This is a genomic window from Tenacibaculum sp. M1.3A, from assembly GCF_057732375.1.
Genome location: NZ_JBYJEF010000004.1, coordinates 258398 through 274994 on the forward strand (window position 1 = coordinate 258398; position 16597 = coordinate 274994).

General features: G+C 32.6%; 12 protein-coding genes. 1 reads left to right on the top strand and 11 read right to left on the bottom strand.

Annotation, left to right across the window (positions count from 1 at the left end; all coding sequences use genetic code 11):
- Positions 1–51: 51 nt before the first annotated feature.
- The 4 genes from hemN to AC28QF_RS08665 are packed head-to-tail and all read right to left on the bottom strand — an operon-like array spanning position 52 to position 4826.
- Positions 52–1413: an oxygen-independent coproporphyrinogen III oxidase gene (gene hemN, locus AC28QF_RS08650; RefSeq protein WP_488201270.1), complete on the bottom strand. Its 1362-nt coding sequence runs from the start codon at positions 1411–1413 to the stop codon at positions 52–54.
- Positions 1413–2078, bottom strand: a complete 666-nt coding sequence (deoC, locus tag AC28QF_RS08655; RefSeq protein WP_488201269.1) for a deoxyribose-phosphate aldolase — start codon at positions 2076–2078, stop codon at positions 1413–1415. The genes hemN and deoC overlap by 1 nt, the downstream gene beginning before the upstream one ends.
- Positions 2079–2081: 3 nt before the next feature.
- Positions 2082–2414 carry a cupin domain-containing protein gene (locus tag AC28QF_RS08660; RefSeq protein ID WP_488201268.1) on the bottom strand — a complete coding sequence of 111 codons (333 nt, stop codon included), beginning with the start codon at positions 2412–2414 and terminating at the stop codon, positions 2082–2084.
- 39 nt (positions 2415–2453) lie between these two features.
- Complete coding sequence (locus AC28QF_RS08665) at positions 2454–4826, bottom strand: heavy metal translocating P-type ATPase (protein WP_488201267.1); 2373 nt, start codon at positions 4824–4826, stop codon at positions 2454–2456.
- Positions 4827–4929: 103 nt separating this feature from the next.
- Here AC28QF_RS08665 and AC28QF_RS08670 point away from each other — a divergent pair, with 103 nt between their 5' ends.
- Positions 4930–5616 carry a Crp/Fnr family transcriptional regulator gene (locus AC28QF_RS08670; RefSeq protein WP_488201266.1) on the top strand — a complete coding sequence of 229 codons (687 nt, stop codon included), beginning with the start codon at positions 4930–4932 and terminating at the stop codon, positions 5614–5616.
- A gap of 49 nt (positions 5617–5665) precedes the next feature.
- Here AC28QF_RS08670 and AC28QF_RS08675 read toward each other — a convergent pair whose 3' ends face one another.
- The 7 genes from AC28QF_RS08675 to rplK form a co-directional block, all read right to left on the bottom strand.
- The gene (locus AC28QF_RS08675) at positions 5666–5974 is read right to left on the bottom strand and encodes a DUF3467 domain-containing protein (protein WP_218773112.1); all 309 of its coding nucleotides are present in this window, start codon (positions 5972–5974) and stop codon (positions 5666–5668) included.
- 55 nt (positions 5975–6029) lie between these two features.
- Positions 6030–10301, bottom strand: a complete 4272-nt coding sequence (gene rpoC / locus AC28QF_RS08680; protein ID WP_488201265.1) for a DNA-directed RNA polymerase subunit beta' — start codon at positions 10299–10301, stop codon at positions 6030–6032.
- 107 nt (positions 10302–10408) lie between these two features.
- A complete protein-coding gene (gene rpoB, locus AC28QF_RS08685; RefSeq protein WP_488201264.1) occupies positions 10409–14221 on the bottom strand; it encodes a DNA-directed RNA polymerase subunit beta in 3813 nt (1270 codons plus the stop codon).
- A 233-nt stretch (positions 14222–14454) separates the two neighbouring features.
- A complete protein-coding gene (gene rplL / locus AC28QF_RS08690; RefSeq protein WP_488201263.1) occupies positions 14455–14826 on the bottom strand; it encodes a 50S ribosomal protein L7/L12 in 372 nt (123 codons plus the stop codon).
- Positions 14827–14873: 47 nt separating this feature from the next.
- Positions 14874–15389 (bottom strand): 50S ribosomal protein L10, encoded by a 516-nt coding sequence (gene rplJ, locus AC28QF_RS08695; RefSeq protein ID WP_275687474.1) that lies wholly within the window; start codon positions 15387–15389, stop codon positions 14874–14876.
- Positions 15390–15407: 18 nt separating this feature from the next.
- Complete coding sequence (rplA, locus tag AC28QF_RS08700; RefSeq protein WP_488201262.1) at positions 15408–16100, bottom strand: 50S ribosomal protein L1; 693 nt, start codon at positions 16098–16100, stop codon at positions 15408–15410.
- Between the two features lie 20 nt (positions 16101–16120).
- Positions 16121–16558 (bottom strand): 50S ribosomal protein L11, encoded by a 438-nt coding sequence (rplK, locus tag AC28QF_RS08705; RefSeq protein ID WP_488201261.1) that lies wholly within the window; start codon positions 16556–16558, stop codon positions 16121–16123.
- Positions 16559–16597 lie beyond the last annotated feature (39 nt).

Sequence of the window (16597 nt, forward strand, 5' to 3'; positions counted from 1 at the left end):
TTTCCTTATTTTTTACATAAAAAAACTCGAAGAAATTCTTCGAGTTTTTATTTAAATAGTCATTGAAAACAACTTCGTTTCTGGCTTATTTTCATGTAATCGTTTATCAAACGCCATACAAATATTACGTACATAAGGTCTTGCTTTTTCTGGAACCGTTAAACTATTTCCTGTTATAGAAACCAAACCGTCTGATTGCATTTCTTGTAATTTTTCTAAAAAAACATCAATATTCTTAATCTGTAAATGCTCAGCATCCCACGAAGTGGAAAAATGACACATAATATTTAAAATATGCTTTCGGATAATTAAATCTTCTTCGGATAAAATATGTCCTCTAAAAACAGGAATTTCTCCTTCGTTTACTATTTTTTGATATTCTTTTACCGTTTTTACATTCTGCGCGAATCCGTACCAAGAATCTGATATTGCCGACATTCCTAAACCAACCATTAACTGTGTTTTATTTGCTGTGTAGCCCATAAAATTTCTATGTAATGTTTTTTCTTGAGTTGCTTTATATAAAGAATCTGTTTTTAAAGCAAAATGATCCATTCCTATTTCAACATAGCCCATTTCGGCAAACAATTCTTTACCTATTTCATACAGTTTACGCTTCTCTTCATTTTTTGGTAAATCATCATCATTAAACCCTCGTTGACCAACACCTTTTACCCATGGCACATGCGCGTAACTGTAAAAAGAAATTCTATCGGGCTGTAATTCTTTCGTTTTATTAATAGTGTGAATTACATTTTCTTTAGTTTGAAATGGTAATCCGAAAATTAAATCGTGACTAACAGACGTATATCCTATTTCTCTTGCCCAACGAGTTACTTTCTCTACATTTTTAAAAGGTTGTACTCTGTGAATGGCTTTTTGTACTTTTTCATTATAATCTTGTACACCATAACTTACACGTGTAAAGCCAACATCAAACAAGGTTTGTAGTTGTTCTTTTGTAGTGTTATTAGGGTGACCTTCAAAACTAAATTCGTATTTATCATGTCTTTTTGCGTTAATAAATAATCCGTCTATTAGTTTTTTTAATTGTTCTTTTGAAAAAAAAGTAGGAGTTCCGCCTCCTAAATGAATCTCTTTTACAATAGGTGCTTCATCTACTAGATTCGTATATAATTTCCATTCTTTTAAAACAGTATCTATGTAATCTTCTTCTACTTCATGACGTTTTGTTATATGTTTATGACAAGCGCAAAAAGTACATAAGCTTTCGCAAAATGGTAAATGGATATAAATACTAATTCCTTCTGTGGAGTTACTTTCCGTAAATGATTTTTTAAATGTTTCAATCCAGTTTCCTTTCGAAAACGTATCGTTATCCCAATACGGTACCGTTGGATAACTTGTATATCTTGGACCCGGAATATTATATTTTTGTATAAGTGAATTCATTAATATGTATCTTTATCTGAAACTCCTTTTGTAACTAAAGACACTCCCGATGATGTTCCTAAACGTGTTACACCCAAATTAATATATTTCTCAGCTGTTTCTTTATCTCTTACTCCGCCTGCCGCTTTAATTTGCACGTTACCATTCGTAACCTCTTTCATAATTTCAACATCTTCTGTTATTGCTCCGCTTGTTCCAAACCCTGTAGATGTTTTTATAAAATCTGCTCCTGCATTTACCGCTAATTGCGATACCTTCTTAATTTGTTCTTTTGATAAATAACAATTCTCAAAAATTACTTTTAAAACATTTTTACCTATCGCTTCTTTTATCAATCTAATCTCATTTTCAACATACGCAAATTCGCCATCTAGTAATTTACCTATATTAATAACCATATCAATTTCTGACGCTCCGTTTTCAATACAGTTTTGTGCCTCAAAAACTTTTACTTCTGTGGTCATCGCTCCTAACGGAAATCCGATTACAGCCGCAATATTTACATCTGTATTTTGCAACTCTTCTTTTGCTAATTTAACATACGATCCGTTTACACAAACAGCATAAAAAGCATGCTCTTTTGCTTCACGACACAATTGAATAATTTCACTTCTTGTAGCTGTTGCTTTTAATAATGTATGATCTATATATTTATTAATTTGCATAATTTATATGTTTTTAACTCTCTTTATAGTGTCTGATTTCGATAAAGTTAATCGCACAACACTTTCTTCTATAGCTGTAAGATTATGAATTATTTTTGGTTCTAATGAAATTAAATCACCTGTATTTAATTGTTTCACTTCTCCTTCTACACCAAAACCAATACAACCTTTTAATACCTGAACAATAATTGCAAATGGTGCTTGATGATCTTTCATTATCTGTCCTTTTTTGAATACTATTCGTATTTCTTTCGAAAAATTAGTATCTAGTAATAATGACACTGATGGCTTCTTTTCATTGAAACTTACCTCTTCTAAAAATGATACTATCTTCATATATTTTTTTATTTATGTCTATTAAAGACTTCGTAATTACTATTTTATTTTTCTTCCTAATAAATTTGTTGCAACAGTTGTAAATACCACAATACTAATAGAACTTAAAGGCATTAAAATTGCTGCGATAACAGGTTTTAACTGACCTGTTGTTGCAAAATACAATCCTATTAAATTATAACATAAAGAAAGCAAAAAGCTATACTTAATTATTTTGATTGCTTTTTTTGAAGCTTTCATATAACTCGCTATTTGATCGAATTTAGAGGCATCTAAAATAGCATCGCATGCTGGTGAAAACACATTGATATTTTCTGATAATGAAATACCAACATTACTCTGTGCCAATGCTCCTGCATCATTCAATCCATCACCAATCATAATTACATGTGCTCCTTTATTTTGTAATTTTTTTACATAATGCAATTTATCTTCTGGCTTTTGATTGAATAAAAATGACGTTTTTTTTGGCAATAATGTTTCTAAAAACTTTTTTTCTCCTTCATTATCACCAGAAACAACCGCTAAATTATAGTTGTAATTTAAATCCGAAAACAAATCTCCAACACCGTTTCTATAGGCGTTTTTAAAAATATACTTTCCTTTATATTCATCATTTACACGAATATGAACAGAGGTATCTAGATTAATTTGTTCTTCCGTATTTTTTACAAAAGAAGAAGAGCCAACTCTTATTTTGGTTTCTTTTGATGTAGCTTCAATCCCTTTTCCTGTAAACTCTTTAAAATTAGTCACAGAAATCATTTCTTCTTTTAAAGAACCGTATAACATTCTACTTAACGGATGGTTTGACGCTCGTAACGTACTTTTTAATAGTGCTTTTTCTTCGGATGACAACTCGATACCTTTATAATCAATTTGATTTTCTTTATTGGTTGTTAAAGTTCCTGTTTTATCAAAAATTACACTATCAATTGCCGCTAATTGCTCTACCACAGTAGCATTTTTTAAATAAAATTTCTTCTTACCTAAAATACGCAACATGTTTCCTAAAGTAAACGGTGCAGCTAAAGCAATGGCACACGGACATGCAATAATTAACACTGCCGTAAATACATTTAACGCTTTACTTGCATCAAAATATAACCAAAATGCAGTAGCAATAAAAGCTATTAATAATATTGTTATTGTAAAATGCTGACTAATACGATCTGTTAATGTTTTAAAAGACGAGTATTTATCTTTTTTAAACACATCGTTACTCCATAATTGTGTTAAATAACTCTGTGAAACCGACCTTAAAACTTCCATTTCTATAATTCCAGATAATTGTTTTCCACCAGCAAATAATTTATCACCTGATTTCTTTGATACAGGAATCGCTTCTCCTGTAACAAAACTATAATCAATTTTAGCATCACCGTTTATTAAAATTCCGTCTACGGGGATTAATTCTTGATTTCTAATTAGCAGTCTATTTCCTTTTTCAATATCATATATCTGTACATTTTCTTCTTTTCCTTCGGATGAAATCCTTGTAACAGCAATCGGAAAATACGATTTATAATCACGCTCAAAAGACAAGAAATTGTAGGTTTTTTGCTGAAAAAACTTCCCTAATAATAAAAAGAAAACCAATCCTGTTAAAGAGTCAAAGAAACCTGTTCCCAAATCAAAAATAATCTCTACCGAACTTCGGATAAATAAAACAGCAATACCTAAAGCTATCGGAACATCAATATTTAAAATTTTAGAACGCAAGCCTTTATAAGCCGAAATAAAATAATCCTGCGCAGCATAAAAAACTACAGGTAATGAGAATACAAACATTAACCAACGGAATATTACTTTGTAATGCTCTAACCAAAAACCTGATACTTCAAAATATTCTGGAAATGATAAAAACATTACGTTTCCAAAAGAAAAACCAGCGATGCCTAATTTATAAATCAAGCTTCTATCTACTTTCTTTTTACCTATTTCATAATCCTCTAAACTAATATAAGGTTCGTAGCCTATAGAGCTTAACAGCTCTACAACTTCTTTTAATGAAATGGTTTCAGAATTATACGTAATCCGTACTGTCTTTTTAGGAAAATTAACTTGCGAATCACTAACATTTCTTTGCAACTTATGTAAATTTTCTAATACCCAAATACACGAACTACAGTGTATATGTGGAATATATAAATTTACAACATTTATGTTACCATCATTAAACTCTAACAGTTTATCAACAATATTTACGTTGTCTAGAAAATCGTATTTTCCTTTAATTTCTTCAGGAATAGCACCTGGATTGTTTTGAAAATCATAGTAACATGTTAAATCGTTTTCTGAAAAAATTTCAAAAACCGTTTTACATCCATTACAACAAAAAAACTTCTCATTTACAGAGATAGTTTCAGTGTCACATTCGTTACCACAATGAAAACATAATGTGTTTTCCATATTTACTCTTTTGCCTAGTACAAATATCTACTATCATCAATTATTAAAATATGATATTTATCAGCTTTTGATTACATTTGAATCTTCCAAGCAAACTACTACTATGAGCAAATGTGAACAATGCATTATTCGTCAATTCAATTCTTTAAAATCTCTTACAAAAGATGAATTAGTTAGAATTGCTGGTTGTAAAACTTCTAAAATAATAAAAAAAGGATCGGTTTTATTTGAAGAAGGTGAACATATAAATGGGGTTTTTTGTATTAAAGACGGCGTTTGTAAAGTCTCTAAAATGAGTGATAACGGTAGAGACCAAATTGTAAATTTGGTTAGAAAAGGAGACATACTTGGTGAACGGAGTTTAATAAACAATGAAGCTTCTAACTTAAAAGCTATTGCTATAAATGACATGGAAGTTTGTTTTATTCCTAAAGATGAAATCGTTAGAGATTTAGAAGGCAACCCTAAGTTTACAATGGATATTCTTAAAAATATGGCTTTAACGCTTAAATCAGCTGATAATTTTATTGTTGATATGGCTCAAAAAACGGTTAAACAGCGTTTAGCCTCAACATTATTAAAACTTGATGAAAGATTTGCTAAAAATGAAAATGGGGCATTAGATATACTTTTATCTAGAGAAGATATTGCTAATATTATTGGTACAGCTACCGAATCGGCAATTCGATTACTTTCTGAATTTAAAAAGAAAAAAATAATAAACTTAAAAGGTAAAGAAGTTTTTATTCTTGATATTCAAGCTTTAAAAGATATTTCTACAGGATTTTAAACTTCTATTTAAAACAAAAAAAACGCCTAATAATAGACGTTTTAAATTTTTAAGCTTCACCGGTTGTTCCTCCAAAATTCATCGGAATAGGCACCTGTTCATAATCTTTTATTTCACCGTGCGCTTGTTCAAATTTTCGAACATTTTCAGCTAAAGCCTTAGTAAGTCTTTTAGCATGTTGTGGTGTTAAAATAATTCTTGATTTTACTTTTGCCTTAGGTACACCTGGCATTATATTTATAAAATCTACTATAAATTCAGACACTGAATGATTAATAATTGCTAGGTTACTATACGTTCCTTCAGCAACATCTTGATCTAATTCAATATTTAATTGTGGATCTTTATTTTCTTCCATCATAAAAATTAAAAAAAAAGACCTCTAAAAATTTAGAGGTCTTTTGTATTAGAAATTATAAATTTTTCTCCATTTCATCTCTAGGTCCTACAATCTGACGATCGTAAGATCTCATTCCTGTTCCTGCTGGTATACGCTTACCAACAATTACATTTTCTTTTAATCCTTCTAAGGTATCTATCTTACCGTTTACCGCGGCCTCGTTTAACACTTTAGTAGTTTCCTGGAATGACGCTGCTGATATAAACGACTTCGTTTGTAACGAAGCTCTAGTAATACCTTGTAATACTTGTTCAGCTGTTGCTGGTTGTGCATCACGAGCTGCTACTAAGTTTTTATCTGCTCTACGTAAAATTGAGTTTTCATCTCTTAATTGACGAGCTGAAACCATTTGACCTGGTTTTAAATTCTCAGAATCTCCAGCATCTTCAACAACTTTCATTCCGTAGATAGCATCGTTATCTGTGATAAAGTCGTTCTTATGAATTAATTGATTCTCTAAGAATAAAGTATCTCCAGAGTCAATAATTCTAACTTTACGCATCATTTGACGAACTACTACTTCGAAATGCTTGTCATTAATTTTCACACCCTGTAAACGATATACTTCTTGAATTTCGTTTACTAAGTATTCTTGTACTGCAGAAGGCCCTTTAATATTTAAGATATCTATCGGAGTTGTTGCTCCGTCAGATAACGGCATACCTGCTTTAATGAAATCGTTTTCTTGAACTAAAATCTGGTTAGATAATTTTACTAAATACTTAGTAATATCTCCTGTTTTAGATTCAATAATAATTTCACGATTACCACGCTTAATTTTACCGAAAGATACTACACCATCAATCTGAGCAATTACTGCTGGGTTAGATGGGTTACGTGCTTCAAATAATTCTGTTACACGTGGTAAACCTCCTGTAATATCCCCTGCTTTACCAGACTTACGTGGAATCTTAACTAAAGTATGACCAGACGCTACTTTGTCGCCATCACTAACCATTAAGTGAGCACCTACCGGTAAACTATACGAACGTAAAGCATTACCATCAGCATCTTCAATAATTAATGAAGCAATGATTTTCTTATTTTTAGAATCTATCATTACCTTTTCTTGGAAACCAGTTTGTTCATCAATTTCAACAGAGTAGTTAATACCTTGCTCTAAATTATCAAACTTAACTTTACCTCCAAATTCTGATACGATAACTCCGTTAAACGGATCCCATTGACATACTGCATCCCCTTTTTTGATGGTTTTCATATCTTTACTAAAGATAATCGATCCGTAAGGAATAATGTTTGTACTTAATACGATATCAGTCTTTTTATCAATAATTTTAATTTCCGCTGTACGTGATATAACGATTTCAATTTCTTTACCCTCGTTGTCTTTACCACTTACTGTACGTAAATCTTCAATCTTAACTTTACCATCAAATTTTGCAATCAACTTATTCTCTTCAGAAATGTTTCCTGCAACCCCACCAACGTGGAATGTACGTAATGTTAACTGTGTACCAGGCTCTCCAATAGATTGTGCTGCAATTACACCAACTGCTTCACCTCTTTGAACTTTTTTACCTGTTGATAAAGATTGTCCATAACATTTTTCACAAATACCTCTCTGAGATTCACATGTTAATGCTGAACGAACTTCTACTTTATCTATTCCAGCTGCTTGTATAGCATCTGCTAATTTAAAAGTAATTAATTCTCCTGATGCTACTAAAAGTTCATCTGAATTAGGAGCGTATACATTATGTAATGCAGTACGACCTGTAATTCTATCACTTAAAGATTCAACTATTTCATCATTTTTCTTTAGTGGACTAACTTCTAATCCTCTTAAAGTACCACAATCAACTTCGTTTACAATTACATCTTGAGATACATCTACTAAACGACGTGTTAAATAACCTGCATCGGCTGTTTTTAATGCGGTATCGGCTAATCCTTTACGTGCACCGTGTGTTGAGATAAAGTATTCAAGAATTGATAATCCTTCCTTAAAGTTAGAAAGAATCGGATTCTCAATAATTTCTCCACCACCAGCAGTTGACTTTTTAGGTTTTGCCATTAATCCACGCATACCTGTTAACTGACGAATCTGTTCTTTAGATCCACGTGCACCAGAGTCTAACATCATATATACTGAGTTAAATCCTTGTTGATCTTCACGTAAACGCTTCATAGATAACTCTGTTAATTGATTATTGGTTCTTCCCCAAATATCAATTACCTGATTATAACGCTCCTTTTGCGTTAACATACCCATGTTATAGTTTCCAACAACTGCATCTACTTCTTTATTAGCTTCAGCAATCATTGTATGCTTTTCTGGAGGAATAATAATATCCCCTAATGAGAATGATAAACCACCTTCAAAGGCATATCTATAACCCATGTTTTTAATTTCATCTAAGAAATTCCCTATTGAAGGAATATCTGTAACTTTTAAAATGTCACCAATAATTCCTCTTAATGATTTTTTTGTTAAAACATCATTAATATATCCTGCTGCTTTAGGTACTTTTTCGTTAAATAAAACTCTACCAACCGTAGTTGCTATAATCTTAATAACATCTTGCCCATCCTCAACATCGTGAGTACGCACTTTAATACCTGCATTTAAATCTACTTTCTCTTCATTTAAAGCAATAATTACCTCTTCTGGAGAATAGAAAATTAACCCTTCACCTTTAACAGGAACTTCTGGAGTAGACTTTCTTTCTTTTGTCATATAGTAAAGACCTAATACCATATCCTGAGATGGTACCGTAATCGGCGCACCATTTGCAGGGTTTAAGATATTGTGTGATCCTAACATCAATAACTGTGCTTCTAAAATAGCTTCAGGTCCTAACGGTAAGTGAACTGCCATTTGATCCCCATCAAAATCGGCATTGAAGGCAGAACAAGCAAGTGGATGTAATCTAATTGCTTTTCCTTCAATTAATTTTGGTTGAAATGCTTGTATACCAAGTCTGTGTAATGTAGGTGCACGGTTTAATAAAACTGGGTGCCCTTTAATTACATTTTCTAAAATATCCCAAACAACTGGTTCTTTTCTATCTATAATTTTCTTTGCAGATTTTACAGTTTTTACAATACCTCTTTCTATTAACTTACGAATAACAAAAGGTTTGTATAATTCTGCTGCCATATCTTTTGGCAATCCACATTCTGATAATGCTAATTCTGGCCCAACAACAATTACCGAACGTGCAGAATAATCAACACGCTTACCTAATAAGTTTTGACGGAAACGACCTTGTTTACCTTTTAAACTATCAGATAAAGATTTTAATGGTCTATTAGATTCAGTTTTTACTGCAGATGATTTACGCGTGTTATCAAACAATGAATCTACTGATTCTTGTAACATACGTTTCTCATTACGTAAAATAACCTCTGGTGCTTTAATTTCCATTAATCGCTTTAAACGATTGTTACGGATAATTACACGACGGTATAAATCATTTAAATCTGAAGTAGCAAAACGACCACCATCTAAAGGTACTAATGGACGTAATTCTGGTGGTATAACTGGTACCGCCTTCATGATCATCCACTCTGGATTATTTTCTCTATTTTTTTGAGAATCTCTAAAAGCTTCAACAACATTTAAACGCTTTAATGCTTCGTTTTTACGTTGCTTAGAAGTTTCAGTATTTGCTTTATGACGTAATTCAAATGATAATGATTCTAAATCGATTCTTTCTAATAAATCGATTAAACACTCAGCTCCCATCTTAGCTATAAACTTAGTAGGATCTGTATCATCTAAATACATATTTTCTTGTGGAAGTGTATCTAAAATATCTAAATACTCTTCTTCTGTTAAGAAGTCCATTTTTTGTAATGGCTCTCCGTCAACAGTTTTAGCGTCACCTGGTTGAATTACTACATAACGTTCGTAGTAAATAATCATATCTAACTTTTTAGATGGTAAACCTAAAAGGTATCCCATTTTGTTAGGTAATGATCTAAAATACCAAATATGAGCTACAGGTACCACTAAATTAATGTGACCTACTCTATCTCTACGTACTTTTTTCTCAGTAACTTCTACACCACATCGGTCACAAATAATTCCTTTATAACGGATTCTTTTGTATTTACCACATGCACATTCATAATCCTTTACAGGACCGAAGATACGTTCACAAAATAAACCATCTCTTTCTGGTTTATGTGTACGGTAGTTTATAGTTTCTGGTTTTAAAACCTCACCTCTTGATGCGCCTAAAATAGACTCTGGTGATGCCAAACCAATTGAAATTTTGTTAAACTTTTTAACAGTGTATTTTTCGTTCTTTCTTGCCATAATGAGTAATGGATTCGAATTAAAAATTTGCCTCTAATGAGACGTATATTTAAAATGATTTATTAGTAGGTAATTAGAATAATTGCCTACTAATATTTCACTGTTTGTTATTCCTCTAATTTAACGTCTAATCCTAAACCTTTCAGTTCGTGCATTAATACATTAAAAGATTCTGGTAAACCTGGTTCTGGCATAGTTTCACCTTTTACGATTGCCTCGTAAGTTTTGGCTCTACCTAATACATCATCAGATTTCACTGTTAAGATCTCACGTAAGATACTTGATGCACCATATGCTTCAAGTGCCCAAACTTCCATCTCTCCAAAACGCTGTCCACCAAACTGAGCTTTACCTCCTAATGGTTGTTGTGTAATTAATGAATAAGGTCCGATAGAACGCGCGTGCATCTTATCTTCAATCATGTGACCTAACTTAATCATATAAATTATACCTACCGTTGCTGGTTGATCGAAACGTTTTCCTGTACCTCCATCATATAAATATGTATGTCCGTAACGAGGTATTCCTGCTTCATCTGTTAAGGCATTAATCTCGTTTATGTTTGCTCCATCAAAAATTGGTGTTGCATATTTCTGATCTAATTTTTGACCTGCCCATCCAAGAACAGTTTCATAAATCTGACCAATATTCATACGAGATGGTACCCCTAATGGATTTAATACGATATCTACAGGTGTTCCGTCTTCTAAGAAAGGCATATCTTCTGCTCTTACAATACGTGCAACAATACCTTTATTTCCGTGACGTCCTGCCATCTTATCTCCTACTTTTAATTTACGTTTTTTAGCAACATAAATTTTTGCAAGTTTTAAGATTCCAGCTGGTAATTCATCTCCTACAGAAATAGTAAATTTCTCACGACGTAAAGCACCTTGTAAATCGTTAACTTTAATTTTATAATTGTGAACTAATTCAACAACTAATCTATTTAAATCTTTATCAGTAGTCCAAACACCGTGTAAGTGTGTAAAATCACCTACTGAATTTAACATTTTTTGAGTGAATTTTTTACCTTTTGGTAAAACCTCTTCTCCTAAATCATTAAATACACCTTGAGAAGTTTTTCCTGTAATTAAGTTGAATAATTTTTCAATTAATACATCTTTTAAATCTTCAAACTTATGTATGTAAGATGCTTCTAAAGTTGCAATTGCCTCTTTATCACGAGCACGTTTTGTTTTATCTTTTACAGCACGCTTGAATAATTTCTTATTAATTACTACCCCTCTTAATGATGGCGAAGCTTTTAATGATGCATCTTTTACATCACCTGCTTTATCACCAAAGATAGCTCTTAATAATTTTTCTTCAGGAGTTGGATCAGATTCTCCTTTTGGTGTGATTTTACCAATTAGTATATCACCAGGATTTACTTCTGCTCCAATACGAATCATCCCGTTTTCATCTAAGTCTTTTGTAGCCTCTTCAGAAACGTTAGGAATATCGTTTGTTAATTCTTCTGCTCCTAATTTTGTATCACGGACATCTAAAGAATATTCATCGATATGTATAGAAGTAAAAATATCTTCACGAACAACTTTTTCAGAAATTACAATAGCATCCTCAAAGTTATACCCTTTCCAAGGCATAAAGGCTACTTTCATGTTTCTACCTAAAGCTAATTCTCCTTTTTGTGTTGCATAACCTTCACAAAGTACTTGACCTTCTTCAACTCTATCACCAACTTTTACAATTGGTTTAAGGTTAATATTTGTTCCTTGGTTGGTTTTTCTAAACTTAATTAGGTTGTATGAAATATCATCAGATTCAAAACTTACTAAACGCTCTTCATCAGTTCTATCATACTTAATTTTTATCTTATTAGCATCAACATACTCAACAACTCCAGCGCCTTCAGCATTGATTAAGATACGAGAATCTTTTGCAACTCTGCGTTCTAACCCTGTACCTACAATTGGTGATTCTGGACGTAATAATGGAACTGCTTGACGCATCATGTTCGATCCCATTAATGCACGGTTGGCATCATCATGTTCTAAGAAAGGGATTAACGACGCTGAAATAGATGCTATCTGGTTAGGAGCAACATCCATATAATCAATTTCAGTAGGTTTAACTACAGGAAAATCTCCCCCTTCACGTGAAATTAATTTATCTCCAACGAAATTTCCATCTGCATTAATCTCTAAATTAGATTGTGCAAATTTCATTCCCTCTTCTTCTTCAGCACTTAAATATATATGCTCTTGATCTAAATCTACGTTTCCTTCAATTACCTTTTTATAAGGAGCTTCAATAAAACCTAAACTGTTAACCTTTGCAAATACGGCTAAAGATGAAATTAATCCAATGTTCGGCCCTTCTGGCGTTTCAATCGGACATAAACGACCGTAATGTGTATAATGAACATCACGAACCTCAAAACCTGCTCTTTCTCTAGATAAACCTCCAGGTCCTAATGCAGATAAACGACGTTTGTGCGTAATCTCTGCTAATGGATTGGTTTGATCCATAAATTGAGATAACTGATTGGTACCAAAAAACGAATTAATTACTGAAGACAAGGTCTTCGCATTAATTAAATCAATCGGAGTAAAAACTTCGTTATCACGTACATTCATTCTTTCACGAATAGTACGAGCCATACGAGCTAAACCTACACCAAACTGACCTGCTAATTGTTCACCAACAGTTCTTACACGACGGTTAGATAAGTGATCGATATCATCTACTTCTGCTTTTGAGTTAATTAACTCAATTAAGTATTTGATAATCGTAATAATATCATTCTTTGTTAATACCTTCTGATCAATCGGTTCGTTTAACTGTAACTTGGTGTTCATTCTAAAACGACCAACTTCACCTAAACTATAACGCTGCTCAGAGAAGAATAATTTTTCAATAATTCCTCTTGCTGTTTCCTCATCTGGCGGCTCAGCATTACGCAGTTGTCTATAAACATGCTCTACTGCTTCTTTTTCAGAATTGGTAGGATCTTTTTGTAATGTATTGTGAATGATTGCATAATCTGCCATGTCATTATCTATCTTATGCAATAAGATAGTTTTAGCACCTGCATCGATTATTTCATCAATATGTTCTTTTTCTATGATTGTATCACGGTCAAAAACTATTTCGTTACGCTCAATAGATACAACTTCTCCTGTATCCTCATCTACGAAATCTTCATGCCAAGTTTTTAAAACTCTAGCTGCTAGTTTACGCCCTAACACTTTCTTTAACCCTGCTTTAGAAACTTTTACTTCTTCAGCTAAATCAAAAATCTCTAATATATCTTTATCTCTTTCAAAACCGATGGCTCTGAATAACGTAGTTACTGGTAATTTTTTCTTTCTATCAATATAAGCATACATTACTTGATTGATATCAGTTGCAAATTCTATCCAAGATCCTTTAAAAGGAATAACTCTTGCAGAGTATAACTTGGTTCCGTTTGCGTGGAAAGATTGCCCAAAGAAAACACCAGGTGAACGGTGTAACTGAGAAACCACAACTCTTTCTGCACCATTAATAATAAAGGTACCAGAATTAGTCATGTAAGGAATTGTACCTAAATACACATCTTGAACAATTGTTTCGAAATCTTCGTGTTCAGGATCTGTACAGTAAAGCTTTAGTCTTGCTTTTAAAGGTACACTATGTGTTAATCCTCTTTCAATACATTCTTGAATGCTATATCTTGGTGGATCTACAAAGTAGTCTAAAAATTCTAATACAAATTGATTACGTGTATCTGTAATCGGAAAGTTATCCATGAAGGTTTTGTACAAACCTTCTTCACCACGCTCATCTGCTTTAGTTTGCAATTGGAAGAAGTCTTGGAATGACTTTACCTGTATATCCAGAAAATCTGGATATTCGGTACCTAATTGCGATGATGCGAAGTTAATTCTTTCAGTAGTGTTTATCGTTGCCAAAAGAGATGCTATTTTTAAATTAAAAATATTATTTTTTGAAACTTATTCGTTTCAATAATGCAATTTTAATTGCTTTGCTGACTTAAAATCAGCTCTTTATAATCGAACTATTACCGCTTTAATGCTGTAATAAATATAGAACGAATATATACACAAAATGGTTTAGGACTAAAAACATGTGTTTTTAGTACCTAAACCTTAATTGTTCTACCCAGTTAAACTGGGAGTGTGAATTACTTCATCTCAGCTTCTGCTCCTGCTTCTTCTAATGACTTTACAAGACCTTCAGCCTCATCTTTAGATACTCCTTCTTTTACTGGTGCTGGTGCACTATCAACGATTGCTTTAGCTTCTTTTAAACCTAATCCAGTTAATTCTTTAACTAACTTTACTACAGCTAATTTAGAACCACCTGCTGCTTTTAAGATTACGTCAAATTCAGTTTGCTCATCTGCTGCATCACCTCCTGCTGCTGGACCTGCTACTGCTACTGCTGCTGCTGCTGGCTCAATACCGTATTCATCTTTTAAAATATTTGCTAATTCATTAACTTCTTTTACTGTTAAGTTAACTAATTGCTCTGCGAAATCTTTTAAATCTGCCATTTTAATTGTTTTTTGAAATTTTATTATTAGTTTATTAGTGCGCTAAATTATTTATCTGATAATGTCTTTAAAATACCAGATAGTTTATTACCTCCTGATTGTAATGCTGAAACAACATTCTTTGCAGGTGATTGTAATAATGAGATAATATCTCCAATAAGTTCTTCTTTAGACTTAATGTTAACAAGTGCGTCTAATTGGTCATCTCCAACATAAACTGACTCTTCAACAAAAGCTCCTTTTAATAAAGGCTTGTCTGATTTTTTTCTGAACTCTTTGATAACTTTTGCAGGTGCATTTGCAACTTCAGAAATCATCATTGAAGTATTTCCTTTTAAAGCATTTGGTAAATCTCCAAAGTCTTTATCAGAAGCTTCCATTGCTTTTGAAAGCAACGTGTTTTTAACAACAGCCAATTCTACATTAGCTTTAAAACAAGCTCTACGTAAGTTAGATGTAGTAACTGCATCTAAACCAGAAATATCTGCTAAATAGATGGTACTTGTATCTGCTAATCTTGCTGTTAAATCTTCTATTACTTGTAATTTGTCTTCTCTTGTCATAATTAAAAGTTTAACGGCCTATAAAGACACAGATTTTTCATCTACAGCAACACTAGGACTCATAGTTGAAGAGATAAAAATACTCTTTATATAATCTCCTTTAGCCGCTGTTGGCTTTAATTTAATTAACGTTTGTATTAACTCTTTTGCATTTTCCTGAATCTTCTGAGCATCAAATGATACTTTTCCGATTGCAGCATGTACAATACCAGTTTTATCAACTTTAAAGTCAATTTTACCAGCTTTAACTTCTTGCACTGCTTTTGCAACATCCATAGTTACTGTACCTGTTTTTGGGTTAGGCATTAAACCTCTTGGTCCTAAAACACGACCTAAAGGACCTAATTTACCCATAACACTAGGCATAGTAATAATAACATCAACATCAGTCCAACCTCCTTTAATCTTCTGAAGGTATTCATCTAATCCAACATAATCTGCACCAGCTGCTGTAGCTTCTGCTTCTTTATCTGGAGTAACTAATGCTAATACTTTAACATCTTTACCTGTTCCATGAGGTAATGTTACAACTCCACGTACCATTTGATTTGCTTTACGAGGATCTACCCCTAAACGTACTGCTAAATCAACTGAAGCGTCAAACTTTACAGTTGTAATTTCTTTAACTAAAGCTGATGCATCTTTTAAGCTGTAAACTTTAGAGCTATCTACCTTAGAACGAGCTTCTTTTTGCTTTCTAGTAATTGCCATTTCTAAATTTCTTTTAAAGTTTAAGCAGGTGCATCACCTGTTACTGTTAATCCCATAGAACGAGCAGTTCCGGCTATCATCTTCATTGCAGATTCGACTTTAAAGGCATTCATATCAACCATTTTGTCTTCTGCAATTCCTCGAATTTGATCCCAAGAAACACTTGCTACTTTTTTCCTATTTGGTTCTCCTGAACCTTTCTTAATTTTGGCCGCTTCTAATAATTGTACTGCAGCTGGTGGTGTTTTTACAACAAACTCGAAAGATTTGTCTTTATAAACAGTAATCACGACAGGTAAAACTTTACCTTGTTTGTCCTGTGTACGTGCATTAAATTGCTTACAGAACTCCATGATATTAACACCGGCAGCACCTAAAGCGGGTCCAACTGGTGGCGACGGATTCGCAGCACCTCCCCTTACTTGTAGTTTAACTAACTTACTTATTTCTTTTGCCATTGTTTAAGATTTAATGATATGTTTAAAATGGAAGCTTCA

What these genes read in the sequence shown, in the direction of transcription:
- hemN (WP_488201270.1), bottom strand. Translation starts at nt 1,413, where the DNA reads ATGAATTCACTTATACAAAAATATAATATTCCGGGTCCAAGATATACA.
- deoC (WP_488201269.1), bottom strand. Translation starts at nt 2,078, where the DNA reads ATGCAAATTAATAAATATATAGATCATACATTATTAAAAGCAACAGCT.
- AC28QF_RS08660 (WP_488201268.1), bottom strand. Translation starts at nt 2,414, where the DNA reads ATGAAGATAGTATCATTTTTAGAAGAGGTAAGTTTCAATGAAAAGAAG.
- AC28QF_RS08665 (WP_488201267.1), bottom strand. Translation starts at nt 4,826, where the DNA reads ATGGAAAACACATTATGTTTTCATTGTGGTAACGAATGTGACACTGAA.
- AC28QF_RS08670 (WP_488201266.1), top strand. Translation starts at nt 4,930, where the DNA reads ATGAGCAAATGTGAACAATGCATTATTCGTCAATTCAATTCTTTAAAA.
- AC28QF_RS08675 (WP_218773112.1), bottom strand. Translation starts at nt 5,974, where the DNA reads ATGGAAGAAAATAAAGATCCACAATTAAATATTGAATTAGATCAAGAT.
- rpoC (WP_488201265.1), bottom strand. Translation starts at nt 10,301, where the DNA reads ATGGCAAGAAAGAACGAAAAATACACTGTTAAAAAGTTTAACAAAATT.
- rplL (WP_488201263.1), bottom strand. Translation starts at nt 14,826, where the DNA reads ATGGCAGATTTAAAAGATTTCGCAGAGCAATTAGTTAACTTAACAGTA.
- rplJ (WP_275687474.1), bottom strand. Translation starts at nt 15,389, where the DNA reads ATGACAAGAGAAGACAAATTACAAGTAATAGAAGATTTAACAGCAAGA.
- rplA (WP_488201262.1), bottom strand. Translation starts at nt 16,100, where the DNA reads ATGGCAATTACTAGAAAGCAAAAAGAAGCTCGTTCTAAGGTAGATAGC.
- rplK (WP_488201261.1), bottom strand. Translation starts at nt 16,558, where the DNA reads ATGGCAAAAGAAATAAGTAAGTTAGTTAAACTACAAGTAAGGGGAGGT.